Here is a 22424-nt window from a genome sequence, read left to right as displayed (position 1 = left end):
GCAGCGCGGGTACAAAGATAGATAGCGCAAAAATGACACCACAAACGAACAAATCCCAACAAGGAGCGCACGTGGACGACGTCCTGGCAAGAGCCGGCATCTTCCAAGGAGTCGAGCCCTCAGCGGTAGCGGCGCTGACAAAGCAGCTGCAGCCCGTCGACTTCCCCCGTGGACATGTCATCTTCAACGAAGGTGAACCCGGTGACCGCCTGTACATCATCGTGTCCGGCAAGGTGAAGATCGGTCGACGCTCACCCGACGGTCGCGAGAACCTGCTGACGATCATGGGCCCGTCCGACATGTTCGGCGAACTGTCCATCTTCGACCCCGGCCCCCGCACCTCGACGGCTACGACCGTCACCGAGGTTCGCGCCGTGAGCATGGACCGCGACGCTCTCAAGGCATGGATCCAGCAGCGCCCCGAGATCGCCGAGCAGCTTCTGCGCGTTCTCGCCCGCCGTCTGCGTCGTACCAACAACACCCTGGCCGACCTGATCTTCACGGACGTTCCCGGCCGTGTCGCCAAGGCGCTCCTGCAGCTCGCGCAGCGCTTCGGCACTCAGGAAGGTGGCGCCCTGCGCGTCACTCACGACCTCACGCAGGAAGAGATCGCCCAGCTCGTCGGCGCTTCCCGCGAGACCGTCAACAAGGCGCTCGCCGATTTCGCACACCGCGGATGGCTTCGCCTCGAAGGCAAGAGCGTCCTGATCTCGGATTCCGAGCGCCTCGCTCGTCGCGCGCGCTAGCTCTTCCTGTTCGACTCTTTCGGCCGCTCCCGCTTCGGTGGGGGGCGGCCGAAGTCGTTCACTGGACTCTTGTTGTACCTATCGGTAAAGTCTGTACCGATAGGTACATATCTGATCGAGAGGCCCCGCAATGACCGTCCGAGCACCGATTCCGCCCTTCACTCACGAAACTGCCGTCCAGAAGGTCCGCCTCGCCGAGGACGGATGGAACTCACGCGATCCGCACAAGGTGTCGCTGGCCTACACGCCGGACAGTTGGTGGCGTAATCGGTCGACGTTCGTCACCGGCCGATCCGAGATCGTCGAACTTCTGACCGAGAAGTGGACCCGCGAACTGGACTACCGGTTGATCAAAGAGTTGTGGGCACACAGCGACGACCGCATCGCAGTGCGATTCGCGTACGAGTGGCACGATCACGACGGGCAGTGGTTCCGCTCCTACGGCAACGAGAACTGGGAATTCGACGCCGACGGACTCATGCACCACCGTCATGCCAGCATCAACGACGTTCCCATCGAGGAGTCCGAGCGAAAGTTCTTCTGGGATCCGACCGGACCACGCCCGCACGATCATCCGGGCCTGAGCGAGTTGGGTCTGTGATGAAAGGATGAATCCATGGCCAGACAGGTAGCTGAACGCTCGGACACGATTCCCGCTCTCGCGAACGTGTTTCGAACCTACGGGTTCGACGGAGCAAGCCTGGCCGTGATCACCGAACACACCGGTTTGGGCAAAGGCAGTCTCTACAACTTCTTTCCGCGCGGGAAGGAAGAGATGGCCGAGGCGGTGCTCGACGAGGTCGACAGATGGTTTCGCGCCGAAGTCTTCGAACCTCTTCGAGCAGAATCGGTTCCACCGAGGCAGCGCATCCAGAGCATGTTCGCTACCGCGGGCGACTACTTTCGGTCAGGGCAACGCATTTGCCTGTTCGGCGCATTTGCACTCGGTGAAGAGCGAAACCGCTTCGGCGCCAGGGTCCGAACATACTTCGACGAATGGACAGCGGCTCTCGAGGCGGCACTCGTCGGTGCCGAAGATTCCATCGGACTCGCCGAAGAAGCCGTGGCCGGGATCCAAGGGGCGATCGTGATGTCCCGGGCACTGGACGACGGTTCCGTATACAGCCGAGTGACGACGCGACTCGAAGATCGACTGGTACAGGCACTCACGCCGTAACGCATACCGCACGACCACAAAGGCATTTGTGCCGCGGCATCCACCTGGCATGCTCGAAAAAGCATGCACAAGAAGAAAGGAACCCATGCCCTCGTTCGAGACGGTGATCGCATCCACCCCTTCGGGGAAGGTCCGCGGCCGAAAGCGTGACGGTTCCTACTACTTCGGTGCGATCCCCTACGCCAGCGCACCGCGCTTCGAGAAGCCTCGACCGGTGGAACCGTTCTCCGACGTCTTCGACGCCACAGCGCTTGGAACGGTCTTCCCCCAACCACCTTCACGACTCGAACGCATCATGGGGCCACCGCTCCCCGAACCGAAGCACAGCGAGGACAGCTTCACCGTCACCGTCACAACCCCGTCGCTGACCGGTCATCGCCCGGTGATGGTGTGGCTTCACGGTGGCGGGTACTCCAGTGGCGGCGGCTCACTCCCCTGGTACGACGGCGGCGCTTTGTCAGCCGAGGGCGACGTCGTCGTGGTGTCGGTCAACTATCGCGTCGGCGTGCTCGGATACCTCCTCCTCGACGGCGTCAGCGAAGGCAATCTCGGGGTACACGATCAGATCGCGGCGCTCGAGTGGGTGCGCGAGAACATCGAGGCATTCGGCGGCGACCCAGACTCGGTCACCGTATTCGGGCAGTCGGCAGGCGCCCATTCCATTGTGAATCTGTTGAGCAGTAACAACTCTCGAACCCTGTTCCATCGAGCAATTCTGCAGAGCACCCCACGGCCGGACCTCAACTTCACGCAGGCTCCCGCGATCGAGAACGGGGAGACGTTTGCCCGACTGCTCGACGGAGATCCTCGGACCGCGCCGCTCTCCCACATTCTCGACGCATTCCGCGGCACGGCTGTCGAGTTCAGCCGGCGGTCCCCCAATGTCGTGCAACCGCCCTTCGCGCCGATCTCCGAACTGAAACCGGTGATCCGAACTTTCGAAACAGCGCCTGACGTCATCGTGGGATACACCCGAGACGAGGGATCTGCTTTCGTGCGCGACGTAGCGGGAGTACCCGATCCCGAACACGTCGCCGAAAAGGCACTGACACAGAACATGTTTGCCGAACCGGCAATGGAGCTGGCCGAGACCTTCACAGCGGCCGGCGCGTCGGTGTACACGTACCGCTTCGACTGGGCACCGACGGACGACGTCTTCGGAGCAACTCACTGCATAGAACTACCCTTCGTGTTGGGAACCGAGCAGTCCTGGCAGGGCTCACCGATGCTGGGCAGCAGCGACTGGCAGAGCATCGACGCACTGGGCCGTCGGATACGCCGGCACTGGACGTCGTTTGCGCACACGGGAAGTCCGGACAGCAGCGAAACCTGGGAGAAGTACACCTCGTCCCAATCGATCGGAATCACCTTCTCCTGAGCAACTTCGGGCGCCTACCCACCCGGAGAAATCCCGTCTAGGATTGCTCCATGGACATGCCCAAGCTCCTCGACGGGCGACTCAAACTCCGCCATCTCCTGCTCGTCGACGCATTGAGCCGTCAGGGCAGTGTGGTCGGCGCCGCTGCCGCACTTCACATCACGCAACCTGTCGCGACTCGGAGTCTGCACGACATCGAGTCCATTCTCGGCGTCTCGCTCTTCGACCGCGGCCCACGCGGCATCACCCCGACCATTTTCGGCGAGGCCTTCACAACTCATGCACGGGCCGTGATCGCGCAGCTGACCGAAGCCGGGCGGCACGTCGTCGAACTTGCCGACGCCAATCGCGGAACCGTCATCGTGGGAACACATCTCGCCGGATCCAACGTGCTGCTTCCCGGCGCTATCGCGCGCCTGAAGGTTCACCACCCGTTGCTCACCGTCGTCGTGCGCGAAGGTACGCCAGAGCAGTTGCTCACCGATCTGGAAGCGGGCCGAATCGACCTGATCGTCGGCCGGCTCACCTCACCTACCGATGACACCGCGACAAGACGGAACCTCTACGCCGAATCCGTCGAACTCGTCACCCGCGTAGATCACCCGCTCGCTCACCGCGAGGACGTCCAACTCGAAGAACTACGCGGCTTCCCCTGGATCCTTCCCGGGGTCGAGACAGTGCTCCGACGCGAACTCGAGGAGTTCTTCGCCCGGAACGGCTTGCCGTTGCCCGAAAATCGGGTCGAGGCAACCTCTTTCCTCACCGTGCGTCAGCTACTGGTCGAGACCGACATGATCGCGGTACTACCGAGCCTCATCCCCCGCGACGACGCGCGCTTGACCACCCTGTCCATCACACTCGATCCGATCGGGCACAGCGTCGGCATCACCTCGTCGGCGACTCGCACGTCGAGTCCGTCCGCGCAGGCCCTGATCGCGACGCTGGAGTCCTTTGCAACTGAGCTCATGCGACCGTGAAACGCCGATCGGCCCGTTCCCTCCAGAGGGAACGGGCCGATGTCGGATCAACCAGGACTCAGGCGTTTTCGGAGACGCGAATCTCCTCGTGCTCCAAGCCCCGCGACGAATCGGGGACAATCTTGAACAGGGCGATGGCGCCGACCAGGCTGATCGTGCACACCCCGGCGAGATACCAGGTCACACCGACCGAAGATCCGGTGGCGTCGAGCAGAGCCGTGGCGATCATCGGTGCCAGTCCACCGCCGAGAATCGCACCGCTCTGGAGGATCAGAGACGAGCCGGAATAGCGGACCTTGGCCGGGAAGGTATCGGCGATGATGCTGCCCTGGACACAATGTGTGACCGGAACGATCAGGCCCATGCCCAGGAACGCGATGACGGCGACCATTTTGTTCTCGGTGTTGAGGAGCGGGAAGAACACGATGCACCACAACAGGCTTGCGGCAGATCCGCCGATGAACATGTGCCGACGCCCGTACTTGTCGGCGATCTTTGTCCAGAACGGGATGGAAAGGAACCACAGGACTGCTGCCGCGGTCACGCTGAGCACCAGGAATTGCTTGTCGTAGCCCAGATGTTGAGTTCCGTACGACAGGGTGAACACCATGAAGGCGTACGCCACGGCGGAGTTCGCCAAGCACGCGGCAAGCGTGAGAGACAAACGGGGGAAGCCGACCTTGAGCGACTCACGCAGCGGGAAGCGGACTATTTCGCCCTTCTCCATGATCCCGGCGAATGACGGCGACTCGGTGACGCGCAGGCGAATCACCAGACCGATCGCCACCAGAACGAAGCTGAGCAGGAACGGGATTCGCCAACCCCACGAAGCGAATGCCGAGTCCGACATCACGGCGTTGGTCGTCAGGAAGATGCCGTTGGCGAGAACCAGTCCGGCGGGTGTGCCCATCTGAGGGAAACCTGCATAGAGATTCTTCTGCCCCGCCGGCGCGTGCTCCATCGACATGAGTGTCGCGCCGGCGCCTTCACCGCCCAGACCGATGCCCTGAACGACGCGCATCGCCACCAGGAGGACGGGCGCCCAGAAACCGATGGAGTCGTAGTTCGGGATGAGGCCGATGAGTGTGGACCCGATGCCCATCATCACCAATGAGACCACGAGCGTGGCCTTGCGCCCGATCCGGTCACCGAAGTGCCCGAACACGAGTCCACCCACCGGCCGTGCAATGAACCCGACGGCGAAGGTGCTGAAGGCAGCCAGCGTGCCGGCCGTGGGGCTCAGGCTCGGGAAGAATTGTTTGTTGAAGATCAACGCGGCGGCTGTGCCGTAGAGGAAGAAGTCGTACCATTCGAGAGTTGTGCCGGCCAGGGTTGCCATGGCAACTCGGCTACGGGCCGCTTTCTCCGGCAACGGCTTTCCGTCGCTCGTAGTGCTGTTGGATATCTTGTCTGACATCGCGGAACCTATCGATTGGATGGGGCAGGCGGACGATGAAGTCTGTAGTCACCGACCCCGTCTTCGGGATTGTCGGTATCACGAGCGTCGTCGATCGTTGTGTTTGGAATTGTGCTCGCTCGAGACATGACTCACAAATGCCGAATTCACCGTCCGCCATACCGGAAAAGGTATAGCCGGGGCCTCAGACGAGACCCAGGAAGCGTTCGGCATTCCCCCGCGAAATCAGTTGGCGCGCAGTATCGTCCAAGAACTCACTCTTGCGAACCACCTCACCGACCGGACGCTCCCCCAAGGGGTACGGGTAATCACTACCCACCATCACACGGTCCACCCCCACCGTGTCCACCAACAGTCGCAGCGCACGCTCGTCGAAGACGACGGAATCCACGTAGAACCTTCCCAGGTAGTGCGACGGCGGGAACTGCGACGTACCGATGATGTCGTTGCGGCCGTGCCAGGCGTTTTCCATCCGTCCCAACCAGAACGCGAAAGATCCACCACCGTGCGCAAATCCGATCTTGAGACGATCGTCGATCTTGTCGAACACCCCACCGAGAATCAGTGCGAGTATCGACAGGTGCGTTTCGGCCGGCATCGCAGTGAGCCACTGCGCCATCCAGCGATCGAGGCGCGGAGAGTTGGCCATGTCCCACGGGTGCACGAATACCGGCACGTCCAGCGACGCGCAGTGCTGCAGGAACGTCACCACGCCCTCGCTGTCGAGGTCCAGATCGCCGACATGATTGCCGATCTCGACACCGCGGTGCCCGTTCGCGATGCACCGCTCCAACTCACGGCACGCTGCGTCGGTGTCTTGCAGAGGCACCTGGCAGAAGGGAATCAAACGATCCTTCGCCGGCTCCACGATCTCGAGTGCGAGGTCGTTGAAGATCCGTGCAATGCGACTTGCCTGCTCACCGCTCCGGCCGTAGTTGAAGAACGCCGGAGTAGGTGAGACGACCTGCGTCTGCACGCCGTCGGCATCCATGTCCCGAAGCCGCACCTCGGCGTCCCAGGCATCGGACTGGATGCGGCGGAACTCCTTGGTGCCCATCATGATCATTGCTTCGGTTTCCGACTCGACCTTCAGCCACGGCGCTTGCGGCCCCGCGTCTTCGGTCAGATCCGGCCACCCGTTGGGCACGTAGTGGGTGTGGATGTCGATCAGGTTGCTCATAGCTCAGCCCTTGCCGGGATGGAGCGTGCCGCACTTGTCACACGTGCGGGCTTCTTCGCTCTCGTAGAACTTGACGAACACCGGCGGAAGGTCGGCCACGATGTCGCGCACCTGAAGTTCGACCTCGTGAATCTTGTGATCGCATTCGAGGCAGTACCACTGGAACTTCTCGAGCGTGCCTTCCTTGCGGACGCGTTCGATGACCAGGCCGATCGAGCCCGCGGTGGGACGCTGCGGCGAATGCGGAATGTCTCCTGGCAGCAACCAAGTTTCACCCTCGCGAATGTCGACGCGCTGAGGACCGTCTTCGGTCATGACATTGACGTGGATGTCGCCTTCGAGCTGGTAGAACCACTCCTCGTACGGATCGAGGTGGTAGTCGGTCCGCTGGTTGGGGCCGCCGACGACCTGCACGATGAAATCGTCTCCGAGCGCCATCGTCTGATTGTTGACTGGCGGCTGCAGGAGGTGGCGGTTGTCGTCGATCCACTTCTTGAAGTCGATGACGGGAGGAATCGTGGTCATGATGCATTCTCCGTATCTTCGGACGCCGAGCGTCGGGAGGCGGGCACGTACGCCACGCCGGAAATTTCGATGAGCAGGTGAGGGTGGGGCAGCTGGTGAACAGCCACAGTCGTTCTCGTCGGACCGTTTTCGTCGAACAGTTCGGCGTACACCTCGTTGTATCCGCCGAAGTCGTTCATCGACACCAGGTAGGAGGTGACCTGAACCAGATCACTCAGTTCTCCGCCCACTTCGGCGAGAATCGCCGTGATGTTCTCGATGACGGCACGCGTCTGCGCCCGAATGTCGAGCGCCGTGGTCCCCATCTCGTCGACCTCGACGCCGACAAACGTGTTGTCGGGTCGACGCGAACTGGTCCCGGAGACATAGACGAAATCGCCGACCACCTTGACGTGGGGGAACTTTCCGCGCGGCTTCGCCAGCTTCTCGATGACCTGCGCCCCACTCATCGCTTCACACCTTTCACCGTGACGGTTCCGAGTCCGTCGATCGTGCACTGTGCGACGCCCTCGTCGAGTCGCACAGCTGCTGTGGCGGCACCGGCCAGAATTACCTGCCCGGCGCGCAACGGGATTCGGCGTCGACGAGCGATGTCGAGCAGTGCATGCAGAGCTCGCACCGGATCGCCGAGAATGGCCGACGTGGAACCGACTACCGTCTCGCCGCCGACTTCCATACGTACGGAACGGTCTTCGACGTTCTGTAGCGGCAGCCACCTCCCGATCACGTACCCGGCAGCGCTGGTGTTGTCAGCGACGACGTCGGTGTAGGTGAAGCGGAAGTCGCGGTACCGCGAGTCGATGATCTCCATTGCGGGAGCCAGTGCGTCGACGCAGGTTTCGATGTCGACGTTCGGATCGTCGAGATCGACGTCCTTCGACAAGCGGTATGCCACTTCGGGTTCGATCTTGGGATGAATGAACGTCCTCAGGTCGACTTCGCCGCCGTTGCTCACGCACATCGCGTCGGTCAACTGACCGACGATCACTTCGGAGACACCCATCTGCGCCATCTTCGCTTTGCTCGTGAAGCCGAGCTTGATGCCCACAATCGATTCACCACGGCTGGTGCGCCGTTCGAGGAGTTCGTTCTGGATCCGGTAGGCCTGGTCGATGTCGATGGTGTGTTCGTCGGCGAGGCTCGGCGTGTCGGTGCGCGTCTGCGCAGCGTCGTCGAGGCGACGCGCGAGCGCGGATACGGTGTCTTCGGGGGCTGTCATCACGCCTCGCTCATTTCTGGAAATCTTTTGCGGTTTCGATGTTCACAGTTGCACACATACATTCGTCGGTTCGGTGTAGAAGTGCAGCGAGGACTCGCCGCCCTCACGTCCGATGCCGGACAGGCCCATGCCGCCGAAGGGAGATCGCAGTTCGCGGGTGAACCACGTGTTGACCCAGGAGATTCCGACGTTCATCTTCTGCGCGACGCGGTGCCCGCGGCGCAGGTCGTTGGTCCACACGGAGGCAGCAAGGCCGTACTCGGTGTCGTTTGCGAGGGCGATCGCTTCGGCTTCGGTCTCGAACGGAATGAGTGCTGCGACGGGTCCGAAGATCTCCTCGCGCACGGCGCGATCCTTGTTGGTCAAGCCTGTCCACAGGGTGGGTTCGATCCAGGATCCGCCCGACAGTTCCTGTCCGAGGTCCGGAATACCGCCGCCGGTCAGCACTTTCGCGCCTTCCTGCTCGGCGATCTCGAAGTAGTCGAGTACCTTCTTCCGGTGTGCCTGCGAAATGAGCGGTCCGGTCGTCGTTGCATCGAGCGTCGGGTCGCCCAGACGCAGTCCTGCTGCCCGCTCGACGAGTCCACCGGCGATGTCGTCGAAAATGCTGCGGTGCACGTACACCCGCTCGGTGCACAGGCAGACCTGGCCGGTATTGGTGAACACCGATTTGGTCAGGCCCGTCAGGGCTTCGTCGATGTCGACGTCGTCGAAGACGATCGCGGCGTTCTTGCCGCCGAGCTCGAACGAGACCGGACGGACTCGCGGCGCAACGGTTTTCATGACATGCGAACCCGTTGCCGAAGATCCGGTGAAGGTGACCCCGTCGATACCGGGGTGCGTGGTGAGGAACTCGCCGGCCGAGTTCGCACCGAATCCATGGACGACGTTGTAGACGCCGGCAGGCAGGCCGACCTCTTCGAGCACCTCGGCCAGCAACGACGCAGTCGCCGGGGTCTCCTCGGAAGGTTTGACCACCACGGAGTTTCCGCACGCGAGCGCGGGCGCAACCTTCCAGGTCAGGAGAAGCAGCGGCAGGTTCCACGGAACGATCACGGCGACGACGCCGAGCGGCTTGCGGATCGCGTAGTTCAGCGCCTGCTTGCCGCCCGCGAGATCCGTGACAAACGATTCCTGTCCCGCCGCGGCGACGATGTCGGCGAAGGTGCGGAAGTTCGTCAGGGCGCGCGCGACGTCGAGTTCGCGTGCCTGCGTGATCGGCTTGCCGGTGTCCGCCATCTCTGCGGCGACGAACTCTTCGAATCGCTCCTCGATCCGGTCGGCGGCGCGTCGCAGCAGAGCCGTCCGCTCTCGAACCGGCGTATCGGCCCAACCGTTGTCCAGAGCACGTCTGGCAGAGGTCACGGCCCGATCGACCAGGGCCTTGTCGGCCTCGTGGACCCGGGCGAGAACACGGCCCGTTGCTGGGTCGACCTGATCGAAGCTCGACGACTCGTCGGGTTCGACATAGGAGCCGTCCACGTAATTGCGGATCCATCCGTCGCATTGTGAGGTCATGGACTAACTATTGGCCCGTGACCCATATCAAACAAATGCAAAAACTGCCGCCAGCTATACCTCGATCGGCATAGATGGCGGCAGTTCGGCCACACAACTCAGCTCTGCATGTCGGCGCCGAGCGCCTCAGCGTCGCAGATACGCCAACTGCACGTTGACGGATTTCTCCGCGACCGGCCACAACTTCGGGTCCACGTCTGAGTAGACGTGTTCGACTACGTCGCGCACCGAGGCCGACTCCCCCAACGTCGACAGAGCGGCCCGCACCTGATCCAGACGCTCCTCGCGGTGGGCGAGGTACTGCTGCGAAATCGCCTGCAGATCGGGCAGGTCCGGACCGTGCCCGGGAAGAACCGTCAGTCCTTCGCCGAGTGCGGCCAGCGATCGCAGCGAGGTGAGGTAGTCCCCCAGATCGCCGTCGGAGTCGTCGAGAACTGCCGTGCCGCGGCCGAGAATGGTGTCGCCCGTCAGCACGCTCGCATCGTTCTCGATGACTATCGACACCGAATCCGCGGTATGACCCGGCGTCGCGAGGATCCGCAACTTCAGGCCCGCTACCTCGATCACTTCACCGTCGACAAGCGCCGAAGCGCCCCCGCGAAGAAAAGTAGGGTCGACGGAACGCACTGGAGCCGAAGTCAATTCGTGGAAACGGTCCACCCCGCCGGTGTGGTCGTAGTGCCGGTGCGTGATCAAGGTCAGCGCTACCGGACCGATACCAGCGACACGTTGCAGGTGTTCCTCGTCGTTGTCGCCTGGATCGACGACAACACACTCGACGCTGCCCGGAGCATGCAGAATCCAAGTGTTCGTACCGTCCAGCGTCATCATGCCCGGGTTGTTCTCGAGCAAGACCGAAGCGATGTCGGTGACGCGGCGTAGCTGCGCGTAGGCGGGATGGACCGTCGACATCAGCGAACTTCGACGATCAGTTCCACCTCGACGGGTGAGCCGAGGGGAAGTTCTGCCACGCCGACTGCCGAACGGGCGTGGATACCGGCGTCGCCGAGCACCTCGCCGAGGAACTCGGATGCGCCGTTGATCACGCCGGGCTGGCCGGTGAATCCTTCGGCGGATGCCACGAAGCCGACAACCTTGACGACGCGAACGACGTTGTCGATGCCGACCAGGGCGTCGATGGCAGCAAGAGCGTTGAGCGCGCAGGTGCGAGCCGCGGCCTTGGCGTCCTCATCCGACACGCCCGCGCCGAGCTTGCCGGTCAGCGCCAGTTTTCCGTCGACGAACGGGAGCTGACCCGACGTGTACACGTGGTTGCCGCTGCGAACCGCGGGAACGTAAGCAGCGACGGGTGCCGCGACGGCGGGAAGTGCAATGCCCAGTTCGGCGAGACGCTCCGACCAGGTCTGTGTTGCCTCTGCCATGTGATTCAGCCCTTCGGACGCTTCATGTACGCGACGTGCTGCTCGCCCGACGCGCTCGGCAGGACGGCGACGAGTTCCCAGCCGTCGACACCCCAGTTGTCGAGAATTGCCTTCGGATTGTGGACCAGCAACGGAGTCACGGTGTATTCCCAGGAAGTTATTTCGCTCATGCGGTGAGCCTATCCCGCGTACATCTTCGGCCCCAGACTTATAGGCTCGCGGTGTGGTTGCATCCCAAGATGAGCTGAGCAGGACCTGGCCCGAGTCTGCGACGAAGGCCCGCCTGCACTTTGTGTCAGGTAAAGGCGGAACCGGTAAGTCCACGGTTGCCGCCGCGTTGGCGCTCGCGTTGGCCGAAGGCGGCAAGCGCGTTCTCCTCGTGGAGGTCGAGGGCCGCCAGGGAATCGCGCAGCTCTTCGACGTACCACCGCTTCCACCGCAGGAGACCAAGGTCGCGGCCGCCGAAGGTGGCGGTGAAGTGATGGCTCTGGCCGTCGACATCGAGACCGCGTTCCTCGAATACCTCGAAATGTTCTACAACCTCGGCTTCGCCGGCCGGGCGATGCGTAAGTTCGGCGCCATCGAATTCGCCACCACAATCGCTCCAGGCCTTCGCGACGTTCTGCTCACCGGCAAGATCAAGGAGTGCGTCATCCGCACCGATCGAACCGGCAAACGCGTGTACGACGCCGTTGTCGTCGATGCTCCCCCGACCGGGCGGATCGGCAGCTTCCTCGACGTCACCAAGGCGATGGCCGACCTCGCCAAGGGCGGCCCGGTGCATTCGCAGAGTGAAGGCGTCGTTCGGCTGCTGCACTCGCCGGAGACCGTCGTACATCTTGTTGCGCTTCTCGAAGCGCTGCCCGTTCAGGAAACCGCCGACGCCGCCGCAGAACTGGCGCGTGACGACCTCAACCTCGGTGCCATCATCGTCAACCGCGCCAGCCCGAGGTTCTTGCCCGAAGACCAACTCTCCGGTGCTGCAGCCGGCAACATCGATGCAGCTTCGATCCGGTCGACGCTCTCCGATGTCGGCATCGATCTGTCCGACGACGACTTCGCCGGCCTGCTCACCGAGACGATCGAGCACGCGTCGGTGCTCGAAGCTCAAGAATCCAGTGCGGAGAAGCTCCGCGAGATCGACGGCGCGCGGGTGCAACTTCCCGCACTCGCCGACGGCGTCGATCTCGGTGGGCTCTACGAGCTGGCCGAATACCTCACGGAACAGGGCGTGTGATGACCGAGACCACCGAGAACGTGACGGTCGGCAGTTCCAGGACCGGCCGACGCGCAGCTCCTGCCCTCGATATTTCGGCGATCATCAAGGACCCGACGGCCCGGATCGTGGTGTGTTGCGGCGCAGGTGGCGTCGGCAAGACCACGACGGCTGCGTCGCTGGCGTTGCGGGCAGCCGAAGAGGGCCGACGCGTAGTCGTCCTCACCATCGATCCGGCCCGTCGCCTCGCACAGGCCTTGGGTGTGGCCGAACTCGACAACACTCCGCAGCCGGTGAAGCTGGGTCCCGAGGCCACGGGCGAACTCCACGCGATGATGCTGAACATGCGTCGGACTTTCGACGAGATGGTCATCGAGCATTCGAGCCCTGAGAAGGCCGAGCAGATCCTGGCGAATCCCTTTTACCAAACCGTTGCCACATCGTTCTCCGGAACGCAGGAGTACATGGCGATGGAGAAGTTGGGGCAGCTGGCGTCGAACGACGCGTGGGATCTGGTGATCGTCGATACCCCGCCGTCGCGCAATGCGCTCGACTTCCTCGACGCTCCACAGAGGCTCGGAACATTCCTCGACGGACGGATGATCCGGCTGCTCTCGGCACCCGGCCGTGGCCTGACCAGGCTCGTGGCCGGCGCGATGGGATTGGCTCTGAAGGGTGTCTCGACCATCGTGGGAAGCCAAATGCTTTCGGATGCATCGGCATTCGTGCAGTCGCTCGACTCGATGTTCGGCGGTTTCCGTGAACGCGCCACGAAGACCTACGAGTTGCTGCGTCAGCCGGGGACTCATTTCCTGGTGATCGCAGCGGCCGAGCCCGACGCTCTCCGTGAGGCGGCGTTCTTCGTCGATCGCCTTGCGGGTGACTCGATGCCGTTGGCCGGTCTGGTTCTCAACCGCACTCACCCGACGTTGACGGCTCTGCCTGCCGATCATGCGGTAACCGCCGCCGACAAACTGGAAGCGAAGGAAAATGCGACCGAGGCCGAGGCCCTCACCGCAGCCGTTCTCCGCATCCATGCCCATCGGGCAGTGATCGCGAAGCGAGAAATCGCCTTGCTGAGTCGATTCACCGCAGCTCACCCGAGGGTGCCGCTGATCGGTGTTCCGTCGCTACCGTTCGAGGTCTCGGACCTCGAGGCGCTGCGCGCGGTGGGAGATCAGCTCACTCGTAAGGGCTGATCCCCCGATCGACCTGGATCAGACTGCTGAGTGATGCTGGCGCTGGTCTTCGAAGAACTCGGACCAGGAGTCGACGTCGGGGTGCTGCTTGAGCAGTGCACGGCGCTGACGTTCGGTCATTCCGCCCCACACACCGAACTCGACACGGTTGTCGAGAGCATCTGCTCCGCACTGCATGAGGACCGGGCAGTGACGGCAGATGGTGGCTGCCTTGCGCTGTGCGGCGCCACGAACAAAAAGTTGGTCGGGATCGACCTCGCGGCATCGCGCCTGAGTTACCCAGGCAATTCGTGCCTCGGCCTGCTCGATGTCCAAACGGCTACTCGGGGTGGCTGTGTACATTCTGGGTCCCCTCTACAAAGTCTGACCGTCGCCATGAGGCGAGCAGCGCACCATCTCAGCCGTCTCGCGGTAGCACGTGAAAGCTGAGACACATTCGTGATCGAGTGTTACGTCGATCACACTGATCACAATTTAGGTAAAGAACGCCCCTAACGCAAGACGGTCGGGAGCATTTTTTGGTACGGCAGTACAAAGCGCGTGTTCAGGAGGTTTTGAACACCCGCAAAACACTGAAACCGGTTCCAATGGGTGGGCACACGTACTCTGTAGATCGTGTCGATTGCAAAAACAGTGGCGAAGCTCGCCGGAAGCTCCGCATTGGCGGGTGTCCTGGTCGCAGGGGTGATGTTCCCGGTGGCCGGCGGATTCGGATTCGCGTCCAATCGCGCTGCCGATACCGTCGACAACGTCTCGGCCGAACTGGTCGAAGGCACGGTCCCCGCGGTGTCCACCATGGTCGATGCGGCAGGCAATCCCATTGCCTGGCTGTACGACCAACGACGCTTCGAAGTCCCGAGCGAGAAGATCTCCAACAACATGAAGTTGGCGATCGTCTCCATCGAGGACCGCCGGTTCCCCGACCACAAGGGCGTCGACTGGCAGGGAACGCTGCGCGCCTTCCTCACCAACACGACGACCGGTGAAGTGCAGCAGGGCGCGTCGACACTCGATCAGCAGTATGTGAAGAACTACCAACTGTTGGTCGTGGCCAAGACGGATGCCGAGCGCCGCGCTGCCATCGAGACCACCCCGGCCCGAAAGATCCGCGAGATCCGGATGGCGCTGACGCTGGACAAGGAACTCACGAAAGACGAGATCCTCACCCGGTACCTCAACCTCGTACCGTTCGGCAACGGATCCTTCGGCATTCAGGACGCGGCTCAGACCTACTTCGGCGTCGACGCCGCAGATCTGACCGTTCCGCAGTCCGCGATGCTGGCCGGCATGGTTCAGTCCAGCTCCGCGCTGAACCCGTACACGAACGTCGAGGGCGTGACCGAGCGTCGTAACACCGTGCTCGACACCATGATCACGAACATTCCGGATCGTGCCGACGAGTTCCGTGCAGCCAAGGAAGAGCCCCTCGGCGTCCTCGAAACCCCCAACAACTTGCCGCGCGGCTGCATCGCTGCAGGCGATCGCGGATTCTTCTGTGATTACGCACTGAAGTACCTCTCGGATGCCGGAATCACCCGCGACCAGATCAACGAGGGTGGTTACCTCATCAAGACCACTCTCGATCCGCAGGTCCAGGCGTCCACCAAGGCCGGACTGAACGCGAACGCGAGCGCCAACCTCGACGGCATCGCGAACGTGATGAACGTGATCAGGCCGGGCCAGGATTCACACAAGGTCATCGCGATGGCCAGCAGTCGCACGTACGGACTCAATGCCGACGCCGACGAAACCGTCCAGGCGCAGCCGTACTCCCTTGCCGGTGACGGTGCGGGTTCCGTCTTCAAGATCTTCACGACCGCTGCGGCGATGGAGAAGGGCCTCGGCATCAACGCGACCCTCGACGTGCCCAAGCGCTTCGAAGCCAAGGGCATGGGTAGCGGTGGTGCGGCAGGCTGCCCGGTCTCGACGTACTGCGTGGAGAACGCCGGCAACTATCCGCCGACGCTGTCCGTGACCGACGCCCTGGCACAGTCCCCAAACACCGCTTTCGTCAAGCTCATCGAGGCGACCGGCGTCACGCCGACCGTCGACATGGCTGTCCGTCTCGGCATGCGCTCGTACGCCGATCCCAACACCTCGGGCTTCGACGAGCGCAGCATGGCCGACTTCCAGAAGGAACAGAACCTCGGTTCGTTCACCCTCGGCCCCACCTGGATCAACCCGCTCGAACTCTCCAACGTCGCGGCCACTCTCGCCTCGCACGGCAAGTGGTGCCCGCCGAGTCCCATCGATTCGGTCTTCGACCGCTACGGCAAGCCGGTGGCCGTCACCGAGCAGGGCTGTGAGCAGGTCGTCGAGCCCGGCTTGGCAGACACACTCGCCAACGCCATGAGCCGTGACGACGTCGGCGCCGGTACGTCTGCCGGTGCCGCGAGCAGCGCCGGATGGAGCCTGCCGATGTCGGGCAAGACGGGTACCACCGAGACCCACAAGTCCTCGGCGTTCCTCGGCTTCACCAACAACCTCGCTGCGGCCGTCTACATCTTCGGCGACTCCCCGACACCCGGCGAGATCTGCTCGAGCCCGCTACGCCCCTGCTACAGCGGCAACCTGTACGGCGGTACCGAACCGGCGAGATCCTGGTTCGCGGCAATGAACCCGGTCGCCAACAACTTCGGGCCCACCTCGCTGCCTCCGATCGACGAGAAGTACGCACGGGGATCACAGAACGGCCAGGTTCCCGAGGTTGTCGGCCTGAGCCAGTCGGCGGCGACGTCGAGGTTGCAGGCGTCCGGCTTCACGGTCAATTCCGTGACCACGGCGTCCGGAGCACGCGCGGGAACGGTCACCGGAGTTTCGCCGTCCGGGTCCGCGATCCCGGGTTCGACCGTCACGATCTACATCAGTGACGGGTCCGTAAGGGCTCCGGCAGCACCCGCATCCCCGGCAGCTCCAGCAGCTCCGGCACCGGGCGCGACTCCCCCGGATGCGACTCCGCCGGGAGGCGAACCCGCACCGCCTGCGGGGACCCCACCGAACTGACGGCCCTGAAAACTGACGGCTCTGAAAACAAGAACGGCCGCGATCTCCGAGTGACTCGGAGTTCGCGGCCGTTTTCGGTTTCCGGTGGCGCGCTTCTACAGGCGGGACTTCACTGCTGCAGAGATACGTGCGCCATCGGCCTTGCCCTTGGCCAGCGCGCTGGCGGCCTTGATGACCTGGCCCATCTGACGCATACCCGGACGCTCACCGAGCTCCTCGGACACCTGAGCGAGGGCGGTGTCGACGACGTCGACGAGTTCGGCGTCGGTCAACGGCGTCGGCAGGTACTCGTCGATGATCTGAGCTTCGGCGCGCTCTTTCGCGGCAAGTTCACCGCGGCCGTTCTCGGTGTAGATCTCGGCCGATTCGCCGCGCTTCTTCGATTCCTTTGCAAGGACTTTGATGATTTCTTCGTCGGTGAGGACCCGTGCTTCCTTACCGGCAACCTCTTCGGTCTGGATGGCTGCCATGAGCATCCGAAGGGTGGCTGTACGTAGCGGATCCTTCGCCTTCATGGATGCAACCATGTCGGTTCGGAGGGTGGCTTTGAGCGATGGTGTCGTGTCGGACATGGTGGAAACGCTACGCGCTCGGCGTTTCGAGCGTGCCGATAGTTACCTCCGCCCGGACACAATTCTCTGTGGAATAGCTGTAAAAGGCGGCGAGAGCGACGCAGAAGAACGCCACACCCGTATCCTTGAGAGGTGTCTTCCCAGTTCCGCACCAATCTGACCCGCACCGCACTTGGTGCCGCGGGCGCCGCTGCACTAGGGATCGGGTACGCATCCGGCATCGAACGCAATGCATTTGCACTGCGTGAGGTGACGATGCCAGTCCTGGCGCCCGGTTCGTCGTCGCTGCGGGTCCTCCATCTCAGCGACCTGCACATGATGCCGAACCAACGGTTGAAACAGAATTGGTTGCGTGAACTCGAAGGCCTCGACCCCGACCTCGTGGTCAACACCGGCGACAACTTGTCGCATCAGCGCAGCGTCCCGGCAGTGGTCCAGGCGCTCGGCGATCTGTTGGCTCGGCCAGGTCTGTTCGTCTTCGGCAGCAACGACTACTTCGCTCCGAAACCGAAGAATCCACTGAGCTACATCTTCAACAAGGACAAGCGCATCACCGGGGATCCCCTCCCCTGGGGCGATCTGCGGGCCGCGTTCACCGAACGTGGATGGCTGGACATGACCCACGTGCGCCGCGAACTCGAAGTGGCCGGTATTCGCATTGCTGCCGCCGGCGTCGATGATCCGCACCTGAAGCGCGATCGCTACGACACCGTCGCCGGAACACCCAATCCCGTCGCCCAGCTCAAGCTCGGCCTGACGCACTCACCCGAACCTCGAGTTCTCGACCGGTTCGCCGACGACGGCTACGACCTGGTGCTCGCCGGCCACACGCACGGTGGTCAGCTGTGCCTTCCGTTCTACGGCGCGCTGGTCACCAACTGCCAGATCGACCGATCCCGGGTCAAGGGACCATCGAAGTGGGGCGCGCACACCCAGCTGCACGTCTCAGCGGGCATAGGCACTTCGCCGTGGGCTCCGGCACGCTTCTGCTGCCGCCCCGAGGCAACTCTGCTGACTTTGGTTCCGGCGACCAGGCGCGAACCGGAGCATGTCTCCGCACACAGTTCCGCAGAGTCTCCAGCGTCGGTTCTACGCAACTGACCTGCGGATTTAATGTCAGTCGACTCGGTAATGTAAGCTAACCGAGGTTCGACACGGGGTGTGGCGCAGCTTGGTAGCGCGCTTCGTTCGGGACGAAGAGGTCGTGGGTTCAAATCCCGCCACCCCGACAGTGTTGATGCAGGTCAGGCCCTATCCGATCACCTCGGATGGGGCCTCACTTGTTTCCAGTCCGCAGTGAGTCCGCAGTAGATTCACGAGCTGCCATCGCAGCCACGTCAAGAGCGTTCGCAACAGCTTCCAGATCATCGGGAAACAGATCCGCATACTGATCCAAAGTCATCGCTGCACTCTTGTGTCCGAGCATCGTCTGCACTGCCTTCACGTTGGCGCCGGCCGAGATCGCCAGGGATGCAGCAGTGTGGCGCAGGTCGTGCGGTGTGACTGTCGGGAACTCAGGGGTGACTACCTCCCCCAACAGCTTCTCTGACACCCTCCTCGCTGCCATGCGCGCCTGTACGGCTGTGACCGAGGGGGCGAACACCCGAGGCCGCCAGGTGGACACCCTGAGCACACCCCGCTCTGGGCTTGTGAACACCAGCTCTTCGCGTCCCTTGCCCTGCATGAGTACGGCTACCTCTTCGGCGAGGAACTTAGGGAAGGGCACGGAGCGGCGTTCGTGGTTCTTGGCTGTCGACCACACGATCTCTCCCTTCACCTCGGCTACGGCCTGGCGGACGAGGACACGGCGCCGCAGCATGTCGAAGGACTCGACCTTGAGTGCAGCCATCTCACCCCAGCGGAGGCCGGTGTAGGAGAGGAAGCGTGCGACGGTGGCATCGGCGGTTGTGGCCCTGGTAGCGATCTGTAGGGCGAGGGCTTCCACCTGCTCGTGACCGAGGTAGCCGCGGGCCTTGTGCTCTCGTCGTGGCGCTTTGACTCCAGTGCAGGGGTTGCGGACGATCTTGCGGTCCTCGACTGCCATTTCGAGTGTCATGCGTAGGACCCCGAGGGCGTTCTCGATGGTGGCTGCCCCTGCCCCGTCTTCTGCCATGTCGGCTACCCAGGTGCGGACTGCTGAGGTTTGCACGTCAGAGATGAGGGTGTTGGCCCATTTTGGTTCGACGTGGGTGGCCCAAGTGACTGCGCGGGTGGCGGCTGTGGTGCGTTTGATGTGGCCTTGGGCGCCGGTCCAATGTTTGTGTGCGTCGGCGACGGTGATCTTCCCTGCACCTGGCTGGATGTACGTGCCGGTGACGAGGGCTGAGGTGATTTCGTTGAGCCAGTTCTGTCCGTCTGCTTTGCGGTCGAAGCTCTTGGTTTGCTCGCGGCCGGTGTTGTCGACGTAGCGGGCGAGCCAGCGTTTGCCTGTGCCGTGGCGGCTGGAGGGGACGCGGGTGGGGTTGCCGTCGGCGTCGCGGACTGTTTTGGTCCAGCGGTCTTCGACTCCGGCGCGTTGGTTTCGGCGTTGGCGGCCGGTGTCAGTCATTGTCGACCTCGGGGTGTGCGGCGAATTGGCCGGCGAAGAGTGCGAGGAAGTCGTCGTCTTCGAGGTTGGGGAGTTCGCCGTGTTCGGCGCGGAGGATGTTCCGCATGTCGGCGGTGATGGTGTTGCCCCAGTCTGTTGCTACCCAGTCTTTGGCGGCTTCGAGTGTTTCGGTGGGGATGTTGTTGCCGTGGATGTGGATGGCTTCTGCGAGTTCTATGAGTGCTCGTTGGAGGTCTTCGGCGTTGGTGCGCATTTCGCGGGATTTGGTGGCGGCTCGGTTTGTGAGTTGTTCGATGATGGCGGCTGAGTCGCTGTCTCCGGTGAAGCCGTTCCAGATGGTGGGGACTGGTACTTCGAAGACTTTGGCGAAGGCGATTGCTTCGCTGACTTTGAGTGGGCGTTCGCCTTTTTCGATTCGGAGGATCGTCTGCTGGTGGTAGTTGGTGCCGCTGCTGCGTGTCAGTTTCTCTGCGAGCTCGGCTTGCGATAGGTCGAGTCGCTTTCGCAGGGCTTGGATGTTCCCGCCGATGATCCGGTCCTGATTTTCGTCACTCATGCAGCTCACATTACAACGGTTTTGTTGTGTGAGCTAGCAACGGATTTTGATTGACAGAACGACATGGCTGTGGGTAACGTTCTCGTTGTTAGATTTCAACAACGAGAATGGAGATGGCGAGATGGCATCCACCCCGGGAGCCGTTCAGTCCGAGTTCATGACCGTCCGCGAGTTGTCAGAGGAAGCCCATATCCCGACTGAAACTCTCCGATACTGGCGCGCAAACGACAGCGGGCCGGCGTCGTTCAAGGTCGGCAAGCGAGTCCTGTACCGCCGCAGCGAAGTAGATGCGTGGTTCGCGGAGCAGGAAGCATCCACGCGACGTGGCGGGAGTGCCGCATGATCTGTGCCCGCAAAAACAAGAAAGCCCCCGCCGTGAATCCCGTAGTTCCAGCTACGAGCGGCGAGGGCTCCCGAACCAACCCCACTCAAGAGGAGATCCAGATGTCTCACCATATCGCATCCGACACCGACAACACACCGGAAGAGCTGAGCGAGTACGAGCAGATGGAATTGGACTTCGCCACGCTGGCCGCGGACAGAGGTTTGGTTCCTGACAGTGCACTGTGGAAGCTCGAACGCCGCGCCTTCTACTTCAACGCGATTGATTCCCTGCTGGAGCCGGTGGAGCTTCTGGCTGGTGGCCGGCCGACATGGGCTGATCCCGACTGCGACATCGTGTCTCAGCACGGTGCTCACCACGTCGTTGCGTCCCGAGTGTGGGCTACGCGCCTGGATCTGCATCCCGGCACAATTATGGATGGTTACCGACTCTCTGCGCGGGCCGAGGTGCAGCTGATGCAGCAGGCAAACGAAGTGGAACCGTTCGTGTTGATGCGCAGGAAAGCTGAGCAGAACAGCGGCGAAAAGCCGACCACGGTAAAGGGCTCCGAGACCCGGTTCACTCTGAGCGAGGCTGCCGAGTTGGCACACCTTCTGCTGCTTGTTGTCGACGTTGCTCGCGGTACATCTGATGATTCGGCGGTCGAGTGATGTCGACAATGTTCACTGGCCGCGTCCACCTCGGTGGGTCTCATCGGGAGGGGCGTCCGAGTCGCGGCGACATCTTCATCGGCGCAACTGATTCGGGGCTAGTGGATATCACGTTGCCCGATGGGACGGTGCTGCCGCTGACGTTCGACGAGGCCGAGTCCGTCTCGAAGTTGCTCGCAGATATGGCGCGCATTGTTCGGTACCGCGCAGGCGTCGGCGCGCTGGAGGTGGCCTGATGAACACGACACTCCAGGCCGTGCCCAAGGTCTTGCATTCGAGGGTGCATCCGATCGGTGTGCAAACCCCGTCTTCGGAAGTGATGTTGATCGGTTCGCTGCTGTACTCGAATCCTTCCGACCGACTCTCTGTTGTCACGTTCGTCACTGACGATGACCTCGAAAACCCTTACCACCGAACAGTTTTCGGACTCATCCGGGAGCGCGCTCGAAGCACTCAGGAAGTTGATGCCGCTCTACTTGCAGACGATCTGATGCGAGGCGGGAAGTTGGCCGGCGAGCACGGTATGCGTTTGTCGAAGTGCCTGACGGATGCGGCGACATCTGCTGCTGCTGGCGAGGCGGTCATGTCCTACGCCGCGGCCGTGGTGGGCGAGTCGTACCGACGACGGTACGAACAGCTCGGCACCGCTCTGACGGAGCTGAGTTCATCTCTGCCTGAGCATGAGTTGCTCGGCTATCTGGTGCGCGCTGGCAGCGAATGCCGCGAGCACTCGAAGCGACTGACTTCCCTACGCGAAGCCTCTGGGGCTGCCGCGTGAACATCCCATCTTTCAGGAGGCAGATATGCCCAACAGGTAC

At 62.6% G+C, this 22424-nt stretch carries 26 protein-coding genes and 1 tRNA gene; 14 read left to right on the top strand and 13 right to left on the bottom strand.

The window, feature by feature from the left end:
• Nucleotides 1-71 precede the first annotated feature (71 nt).
• The 5 genes from QRN54_RS31645 (at nucleotide 72) to QRN54_RS31625 (ending at nucleotide 4278) form a co-directional block, all read left to right on the top strand.
• Nucleotides 72-746: a Crp/Fnr family transcriptional regulator gene (locus QRN54_RS31645; RefSeq protein ID WP_003943506.1), complete on the top strand. Its 675-nt coding sequence runs from the start codon at nucleotides 72-74 to the stop codon at nucleotides 744-746.
• Nucleotides 747-876: 130 nt separating this feature from the next.
• On the top strand, nucleotides 877-1347 hold the full coding sequence (locus QRN54_RS31640) for a nuclear transport factor 2 family protein (RefSeq protein WP_007732407.1): 471 nt from the start codon (nucleotides 877-879) through the stop codon (nucleotides 1345-1347).
• 15 nt (nucleotides 1348-1362) lie between these two features.
• Nucleotides 1363-1923: a TetR/AcrR family transcriptional regulator gene (locus QRN54_RS31635; RefSeq protein WP_054827456.1), complete on the top strand. Its 561-nt coding sequence runs from the start codon at nucleotides 1363-1365 to the stop codon at nucleotides 1921-1923.
• A gap of 85 nt (nucleotides 1924-2008) precedes the next feature.
• The gene (locus QRN54_RS31630; RefSeq protein ID WP_285183907.1) at nucleotides 2009-3301 is read left to right on the top strand and encodes a carboxylesterase family protein; all 1293 of its coding nucleotides are present in this window, start codon (nucleotides 2009-2011) and stop codon (nucleotides 3299-3301) included.
• A 50-nt stretch (nucleotides 3302-3351) separates the two neighbouring features.
• Entirely contained in the window at nucleotides 3352-4278 is a 927-nt protein-coding gene (locus tag QRN54_RS31625; protein ID WP_003943516.1) for a LysR substrate-binding domain-containing protein, read from the top strand.
• Nucleotides 4279-4336: 58 nt separating this feature from the next.
• Here QRN54_RS31625 and QRN54_RS31620 read toward each other — a convergent pair whose 3' ends face one another.
• The 9 genes from QRN54_RS31620 to sp36 form a co-directional block, all read right to left on the bottom strand.
• Nucleotides 4337-5695, bottom strand: a complete 1359-nt coding sequence (locus QRN54_RS31620; protein ID WP_285183906.1) for an MFS transporter — start codon at nucleotides 5693-5695, stop codon at nucleotides 4337-4339.
• 184 nt (nucleotides 5696-5879) lie between these two features.
• Nucleotides 5880-6875, bottom strand: coding sequence for an amidohydrolase family protein (locus QRN54_RS31615; RefSeq protein WP_042922846.1), 996 nt, complete (start codon nucleotides 6873-6875; stop codon nucleotides 5880-5882).
• A 3-nt stretch (nucleotides 6876-6878) separates the two neighbouring features.
• Nucleotides 6879-7400, bottom strand: coding sequence for a 3-hydroxyanthranilate 3,4-dioxygenase (locus QRN54_RS31610; protein WP_003943511.1), 522 nt, complete (start codon nucleotides 7398-7400; stop codon nucleotides 6879-6881).
• Nucleotides 7397-7849: a RidA family protein gene (locus QRN54_RS31605; protein WP_007732394.1), complete on the bottom strand. Its 453-nt coding sequence runs from the start codon at nucleotides 7847-7849 to the stop codon at nucleotides 7397-7399. Before QRN54_RS31605 ends, QRN54_RS31610 begins: the two co-directional genes overlap by 4 nt.
• Nucleotides 7846-8619 carry a 2-keto-4-pentenoate hydratase gene (locus tag QRN54_RS31600; RefSeq protein ID WP_003943526.1) on the bottom strand — a complete coding sequence of 258 codons (774 nt, stop codon included), beginning with the start codon at nucleotides 8617-8619 and terminating at the stop codon, nucleotides 7846-7848. The genes QRN54_RS31605 and QRN54_RS31600 overlap by 4 nt, the downstream gene beginning before the upstream one ends.
• Before the next feature lie 42 nt (nucleotides 8620-8661).
• A complete protein-coding gene (locus tag QRN54_RS31595; protein ID WP_042446666.1) occupies nucleotides 8662-10137 on the bottom strand; it encodes a 2-hydroxymuconic semialdehyde dehydrogenase in 1476 nt (491 codons plus the stop codon).
• Between the two features lie 126 nt (nucleotides 10138-10263).
• A complete protein-coding gene (locus QRN54_RS31590; RefSeq protein WP_007732381.1) occupies nucleotides 10264-11049 on the bottom strand; it encodes an MBL fold metallo-hydrolase in 786 nt (261 codons plus the stop codon).
• Entirely contained in the window at nucleotides 11049-11519 is a 471-nt protein-coding gene (locus QRN54_RS31585) for a RidA family protein (protein WP_003943508.1), read from the bottom strand. The genes QRN54_RS31590 and QRN54_RS31585 overlap by 1 nt, the downstream gene beginning before the upstream one ends.
• Before the next feature lie 5 nt (nucleotides 11520-11524).
• Nucleotides 11525-11689, bottom strand: a complete 165-nt coding sequence (sp36, locus tag QRN54_RS31580) for a Sp36 family protein (RefSeq protein WP_003943454.1) — start codon at nucleotides 11687-11689, stop codon at nucleotides 11525-11527.
• Between the two features lie 53 nt (nucleotides 11690-11742).
• On the opposite strand from sp36, the gene bagA reads away from it, so the two are divergent.
• Together bagA and bagB are read left to right on the top strand one after the other, a co-directional pair.
• The gene (bagA, locus tag QRN54_RS31575) at nucleotides 11743-12756 is read left to right on the top strand and encodes an ATPase BagA (RefSeq protein WP_037130910.1); all 1014 of its coding nucleotides are present in this window, start codon (nucleotides 11743-11745) and stop codon (nucleotides 12754-12756) included.
• Complete coding sequence (bagB, locus tag QRN54_RS31570) at nucleotides 12756-13934, top strand: ATPase BagB (protein WP_007732380.1); 1179 nt, start codon at nucleotides 12756-12758, stop codon at nucleotides 13932-13934. Before bagA ends, bagB begins: the two co-directional genes overlap by 1 nt.
• Before the next feature lie 18 nt (nucleotides 13935-13952).
• On the opposite strand, the gene QRN54_RS31565 is transcribed toward bagB, so the two are convergent.
• Nucleotides 13953-14276: a WhiB family transcriptional regulator gene (locus QRN54_RS31565; protein WP_007732375.1), complete on the bottom strand. Its 324-nt coding sequence runs from the start codon at nucleotides 14274-14276 to the stop codon at nucleotides 13953-13955.
• A 291-nt stretch (nucleotides 14277-14567) separates the two neighbouring features.
• Here QRN54_RS31565 and QRN54_RS31560 point away from each other — a divergent pair, with 291 nt between their 5' ends.
• Nucleotides 14568-16937 carry a penicillin-binding protein gene (locus QRN54_RS31560; protein ID WP_003943525.1) on the top strand — a complete coding sequence of 790 codons (2370 nt, stop codon included), beginning with the start codon at nucleotides 14568-14570 and terminating at the stop codon, nucleotides 16935-16937.
• A gap of 95 nt (nucleotides 16938-17032) precedes the next feature.
• Here QRN54_RS31560 and QRN54_RS31555 read toward each other — a convergent pair whose 3' ends face one another.
• Complete coding sequence (locus QRN54_RS31555) at nucleotides 17033-17509, bottom strand: GatB/YqeY domain-containing protein (protein WP_003943491.1); 477 nt, start codon at nucleotides 17507-17509, stop codon at nucleotides 17033-17035.
• Between the two features lie 132 nt (nucleotides 17510-17641).
• On the opposite strand from QRN54_RS31555, the gene QRN54_RS31550 reads away from it, so the two are divergent.
• Nucleotides 17642-18610: a metallophosphoesterase gene (locus tag QRN54_RS31550; RefSeq protein ID WP_003943461.1), complete on the top strand. Its 969-nt coding sequence runs from the start codon at nucleotides 17642-17644 to the stop codon at nucleotides 18608-18610.
• Between the two features lie 54 nt (nucleotides 18611-18664).
• Nucleotides 18665-18738 (top strand) — tRNA-Pro (locus tag QRN54_RS31545).
• Between the two features lie 47 nt (nucleotides 18739-18785).
• Here QRN54_RS31545 and QRN54_RS31540 read toward each other — a convergent pair.
• Both QRN54_RS31540 and QRN54_RS31535 read right to left on the bottom strand, forming a co-directional pair.
• A complete protein-coding gene (locus tag QRN54_RS31540; protein ID WP_285183905.1) occupies nucleotides 18786-20057 on the bottom strand; it encodes a tyrosine-type recombinase/integrase in 1272 nt (423 codons plus the stop codon).
• Nucleotides 20050-20613 (bottom strand): helix-turn-helix transcriptional regulator, encoded by a 564-nt coding sequence (locus QRN54_RS31535; RefSeq protein ID WP_285183904.1) that lies wholly within the window; start codon nucleotides 20611-20613, stop codon nucleotides 20050-20052. The genes QRN54_RS31540 and QRN54_RS31535 overlap by 8 nt, the downstream gene beginning before the upstream one ends.
• A gap of 121 nt (nucleotides 20614-20734) precedes the next feature.
• On the opposite strand from QRN54_RS31535, the gene QRN54_RS31530 reads away from it, so the two are divergent.
• The 4 genes from QRN54_RS31530 (at nucleotide 20735) to QRN54_RS31515 (ending at nucleotide 22384) form a co-directional block, all read left to right on the top strand.
• Nucleotides 20735-20956, top strand: a complete 222-nt coding sequence (locus tag QRN54_RS31530; protein WP_058227131.1) for a helix-turn-helix transcriptional regulator — start codon at nucleotides 20735-20737, stop codon at nucleotides 20954-20956.
• A gap of 101 nt (nucleotides 20957-21057) precedes the next feature.
• Nucleotides 21058-21606 carry a hypothetical protein gene (locus QRN54_RS31525; RefSeq protein ID WP_285183903.1) on the top strand — a complete coding sequence of 183 codons (549 nt, stop codon included), beginning with the start codon at nucleotides 21058-21060 and terminating at the stop codon, nucleotides 21604-21606.
• On the top strand, nucleotides 21606-21842 hold the full coding sequence (locus QRN54_RS31520; protein ID WP_058227129.1) for a hypothetical protein: 237 nt from the start codon (nucleotides 21606-21608) through the stop codon (nucleotides 21840-21842). Before QRN54_RS31525 ends, QRN54_RS31520 begins: the two co-directional genes overlap by 1 nt.
• Nucleotides 21842-22384, top strand: a complete 543-nt coding sequence (locus QRN54_RS31515) for a DnaB-like helicase N-terminal domain-containing protein (protein ID WP_285183902.1) — start codon at nucleotides 21842-21844, stop codon at nucleotides 22382-22384. Before QRN54_RS31520 ends, QRN54_RS31515 begins: the two co-directional genes overlap by 1 nt.
• The last annotated feature ends 40 nt before the right edge of the window (nucleotides 22385-22424 follow it).

It is taken from the genome of Rhodococcus sp. MEB032 (assembly GCF_030208925.1).
GTDB lineage: Bacteria > Actinomycetota > Actinomycetes > Mycobacteriales > Mycobacteriaceae > Rhodococcus_F > Rhodococcus_F qingshengii.
Note: the sequence above shows the minus strand (reverse complement) of the source record. Positions and strands in the feature narration are given on the sequence as shown.

Bases quoted from the DNA above. Each gene is read 5' to 3' on its own strand.
- QRN54_RS31640 (WP_007732407.1), top strand. From the start codon at position 877: ATGACCGTCCGAGCACCGATTCCGCCCTTCACTCACGAAACTGCCGTC.
- QRN54_RS31635 (WP_054827456.1), top strand. From the start codon at position 1,363: ATGGCCAGACAGGTAGCTGAACGCTCGGACACGATTCCCGCTCTCGCG.
- QRN54_RS31630 (WP_285183907.1), top strand. From the start codon at position 2,009: ATGCCCTCGTTCGAGACGGTGATCGCATCCACCCCTTCGGGGAAGGTC.
- QRN54_RS31625 (WP_003943516.1), top strand. From the start codon at position 3,352: ATGGACATGCCCAAGCTCCTCGACGGGCGACTCAAACTCCGCCATCTC.
- QRN54_RS31620 (WP_285183906.1), bottom strand. From the start codon at position 5,695: ATGTCAGACAAGATATCCAACAGCACTACGAGCGACGGAAAGCCGTTG.
- QRN54_RS31615 (WP_042922846.1), bottom strand. From the start codon at position 6,875: ATGAGCAACCTGATCGACATCCACACCCACTACGTGCCCAACGGGTGG.
- QRN54_RS31610 (WP_003943511.1), bottom strand. From the start codon at position 7,400: ATGACCACGATTCCTCCCGTCATCGACTTCAAGAAGTGGATCGACGAC.
- QRN54_RS31605 (WP_007732394.1), bottom strand. From the start codon at position 7,849: ATGAGTGGGGCGCAGGTCATCGAGAAGCTGGCGAAGCCGCGCGGAAAG.
- QRN54_RS31600 (WP_003943526.1), bottom strand. From the start codon at position 8,619: ATGACAGCCCCCGAAGACACCGTATCCGCGCTCGCGCGTCGCCTCGAC.
- QRN54_RS31595 (WP_042446666.1), bottom strand. From the start codon at position 10,137: ATGACCTCACAATGCGACGGATGGATCCGCAATTACGTGGACGGCTCC.
- QRN54_RS31590 (WP_007732381.1), bottom strand. From the start codon at position 11,049: ATGTCGACGGTCCATCCCGCCTACGCGCAGCTACGCCGCGTCACCGAC.
- QRN54_RS31585 (WP_003943508.1), bottom strand. From the start codon at position 11,519: ATGGCAGAGGCAACACAGACCTGGTCGGAGCGTCTCGCCGAACTGGGC.
- sp36 (WP_003943454.1), bottom strand. From the start codon at position 11,689: ATGAGCGAAATAACTTCCTGGGAATACACCGTGACTCCGTTGCTGGTC.
- bagB (WP_007732380.1), top strand. From the start codon at position 12,756: ATGACCGAGACCACCGAGAACGTGACGGTCGGCAGTTCCAGGACCGGC.
- QRN54_RS31565 (WP_007732375.1), bottom strand. From the start codon at position 14,276: ATGTACACAGCCACCCCGAGTAGCCGTTTGGACATCGAGCAGGCCGAG.
- QRN54_RS31555 (WP_003943491.1), bottom strand. From the start codon at position 17,509: ATGTCCGACACGACACCATCGCTCAAAGCCACCCTCCGAACCGACATG.
- QRN54_RS31540 (WP_285183905.1), bottom strand. From the start codon at position 20,057: ATGACTGACACCGGCCGCCAACGCCGAAACCAACGCGCCGGAGTCGAA.
- QRN54_RS31535 (WP_285183904.1), bottom strand. From the start codon at position 20,613: ATGAGTGACGAAAATCAGGACCGGATCATCGGCGGGAACATCCAAGCC.
- QRN54_RS31530 (WP_058227131.1), top strand. From the start codon at position 20,735: ATGGCATCCACCCCGGGAGCCGTTCAGTCCGAGTTCATGACCGTCCGC.
- QRN54_RS31525 (WP_285183903.1), top strand. From the start codon at position 21,058: ATGTCTCACCATATCGCATCCGACACCGACAACACACCGGAAGAGCTG.
- QRN54_RS31520 (WP_058227129.1), top strand. From the start codon at position 21,606: ATGTCGACAATGTTCACTGGCCGCGTCCACCTCGGTGGGTCTCATCGG.
- QRN54_RS31515 (WP_285183902.1), top strand. From the start codon at position 21,842: ATGAACACGACACTCCAGGCCGTGCCCAAGGTCTTGCATTCGAGGGTG.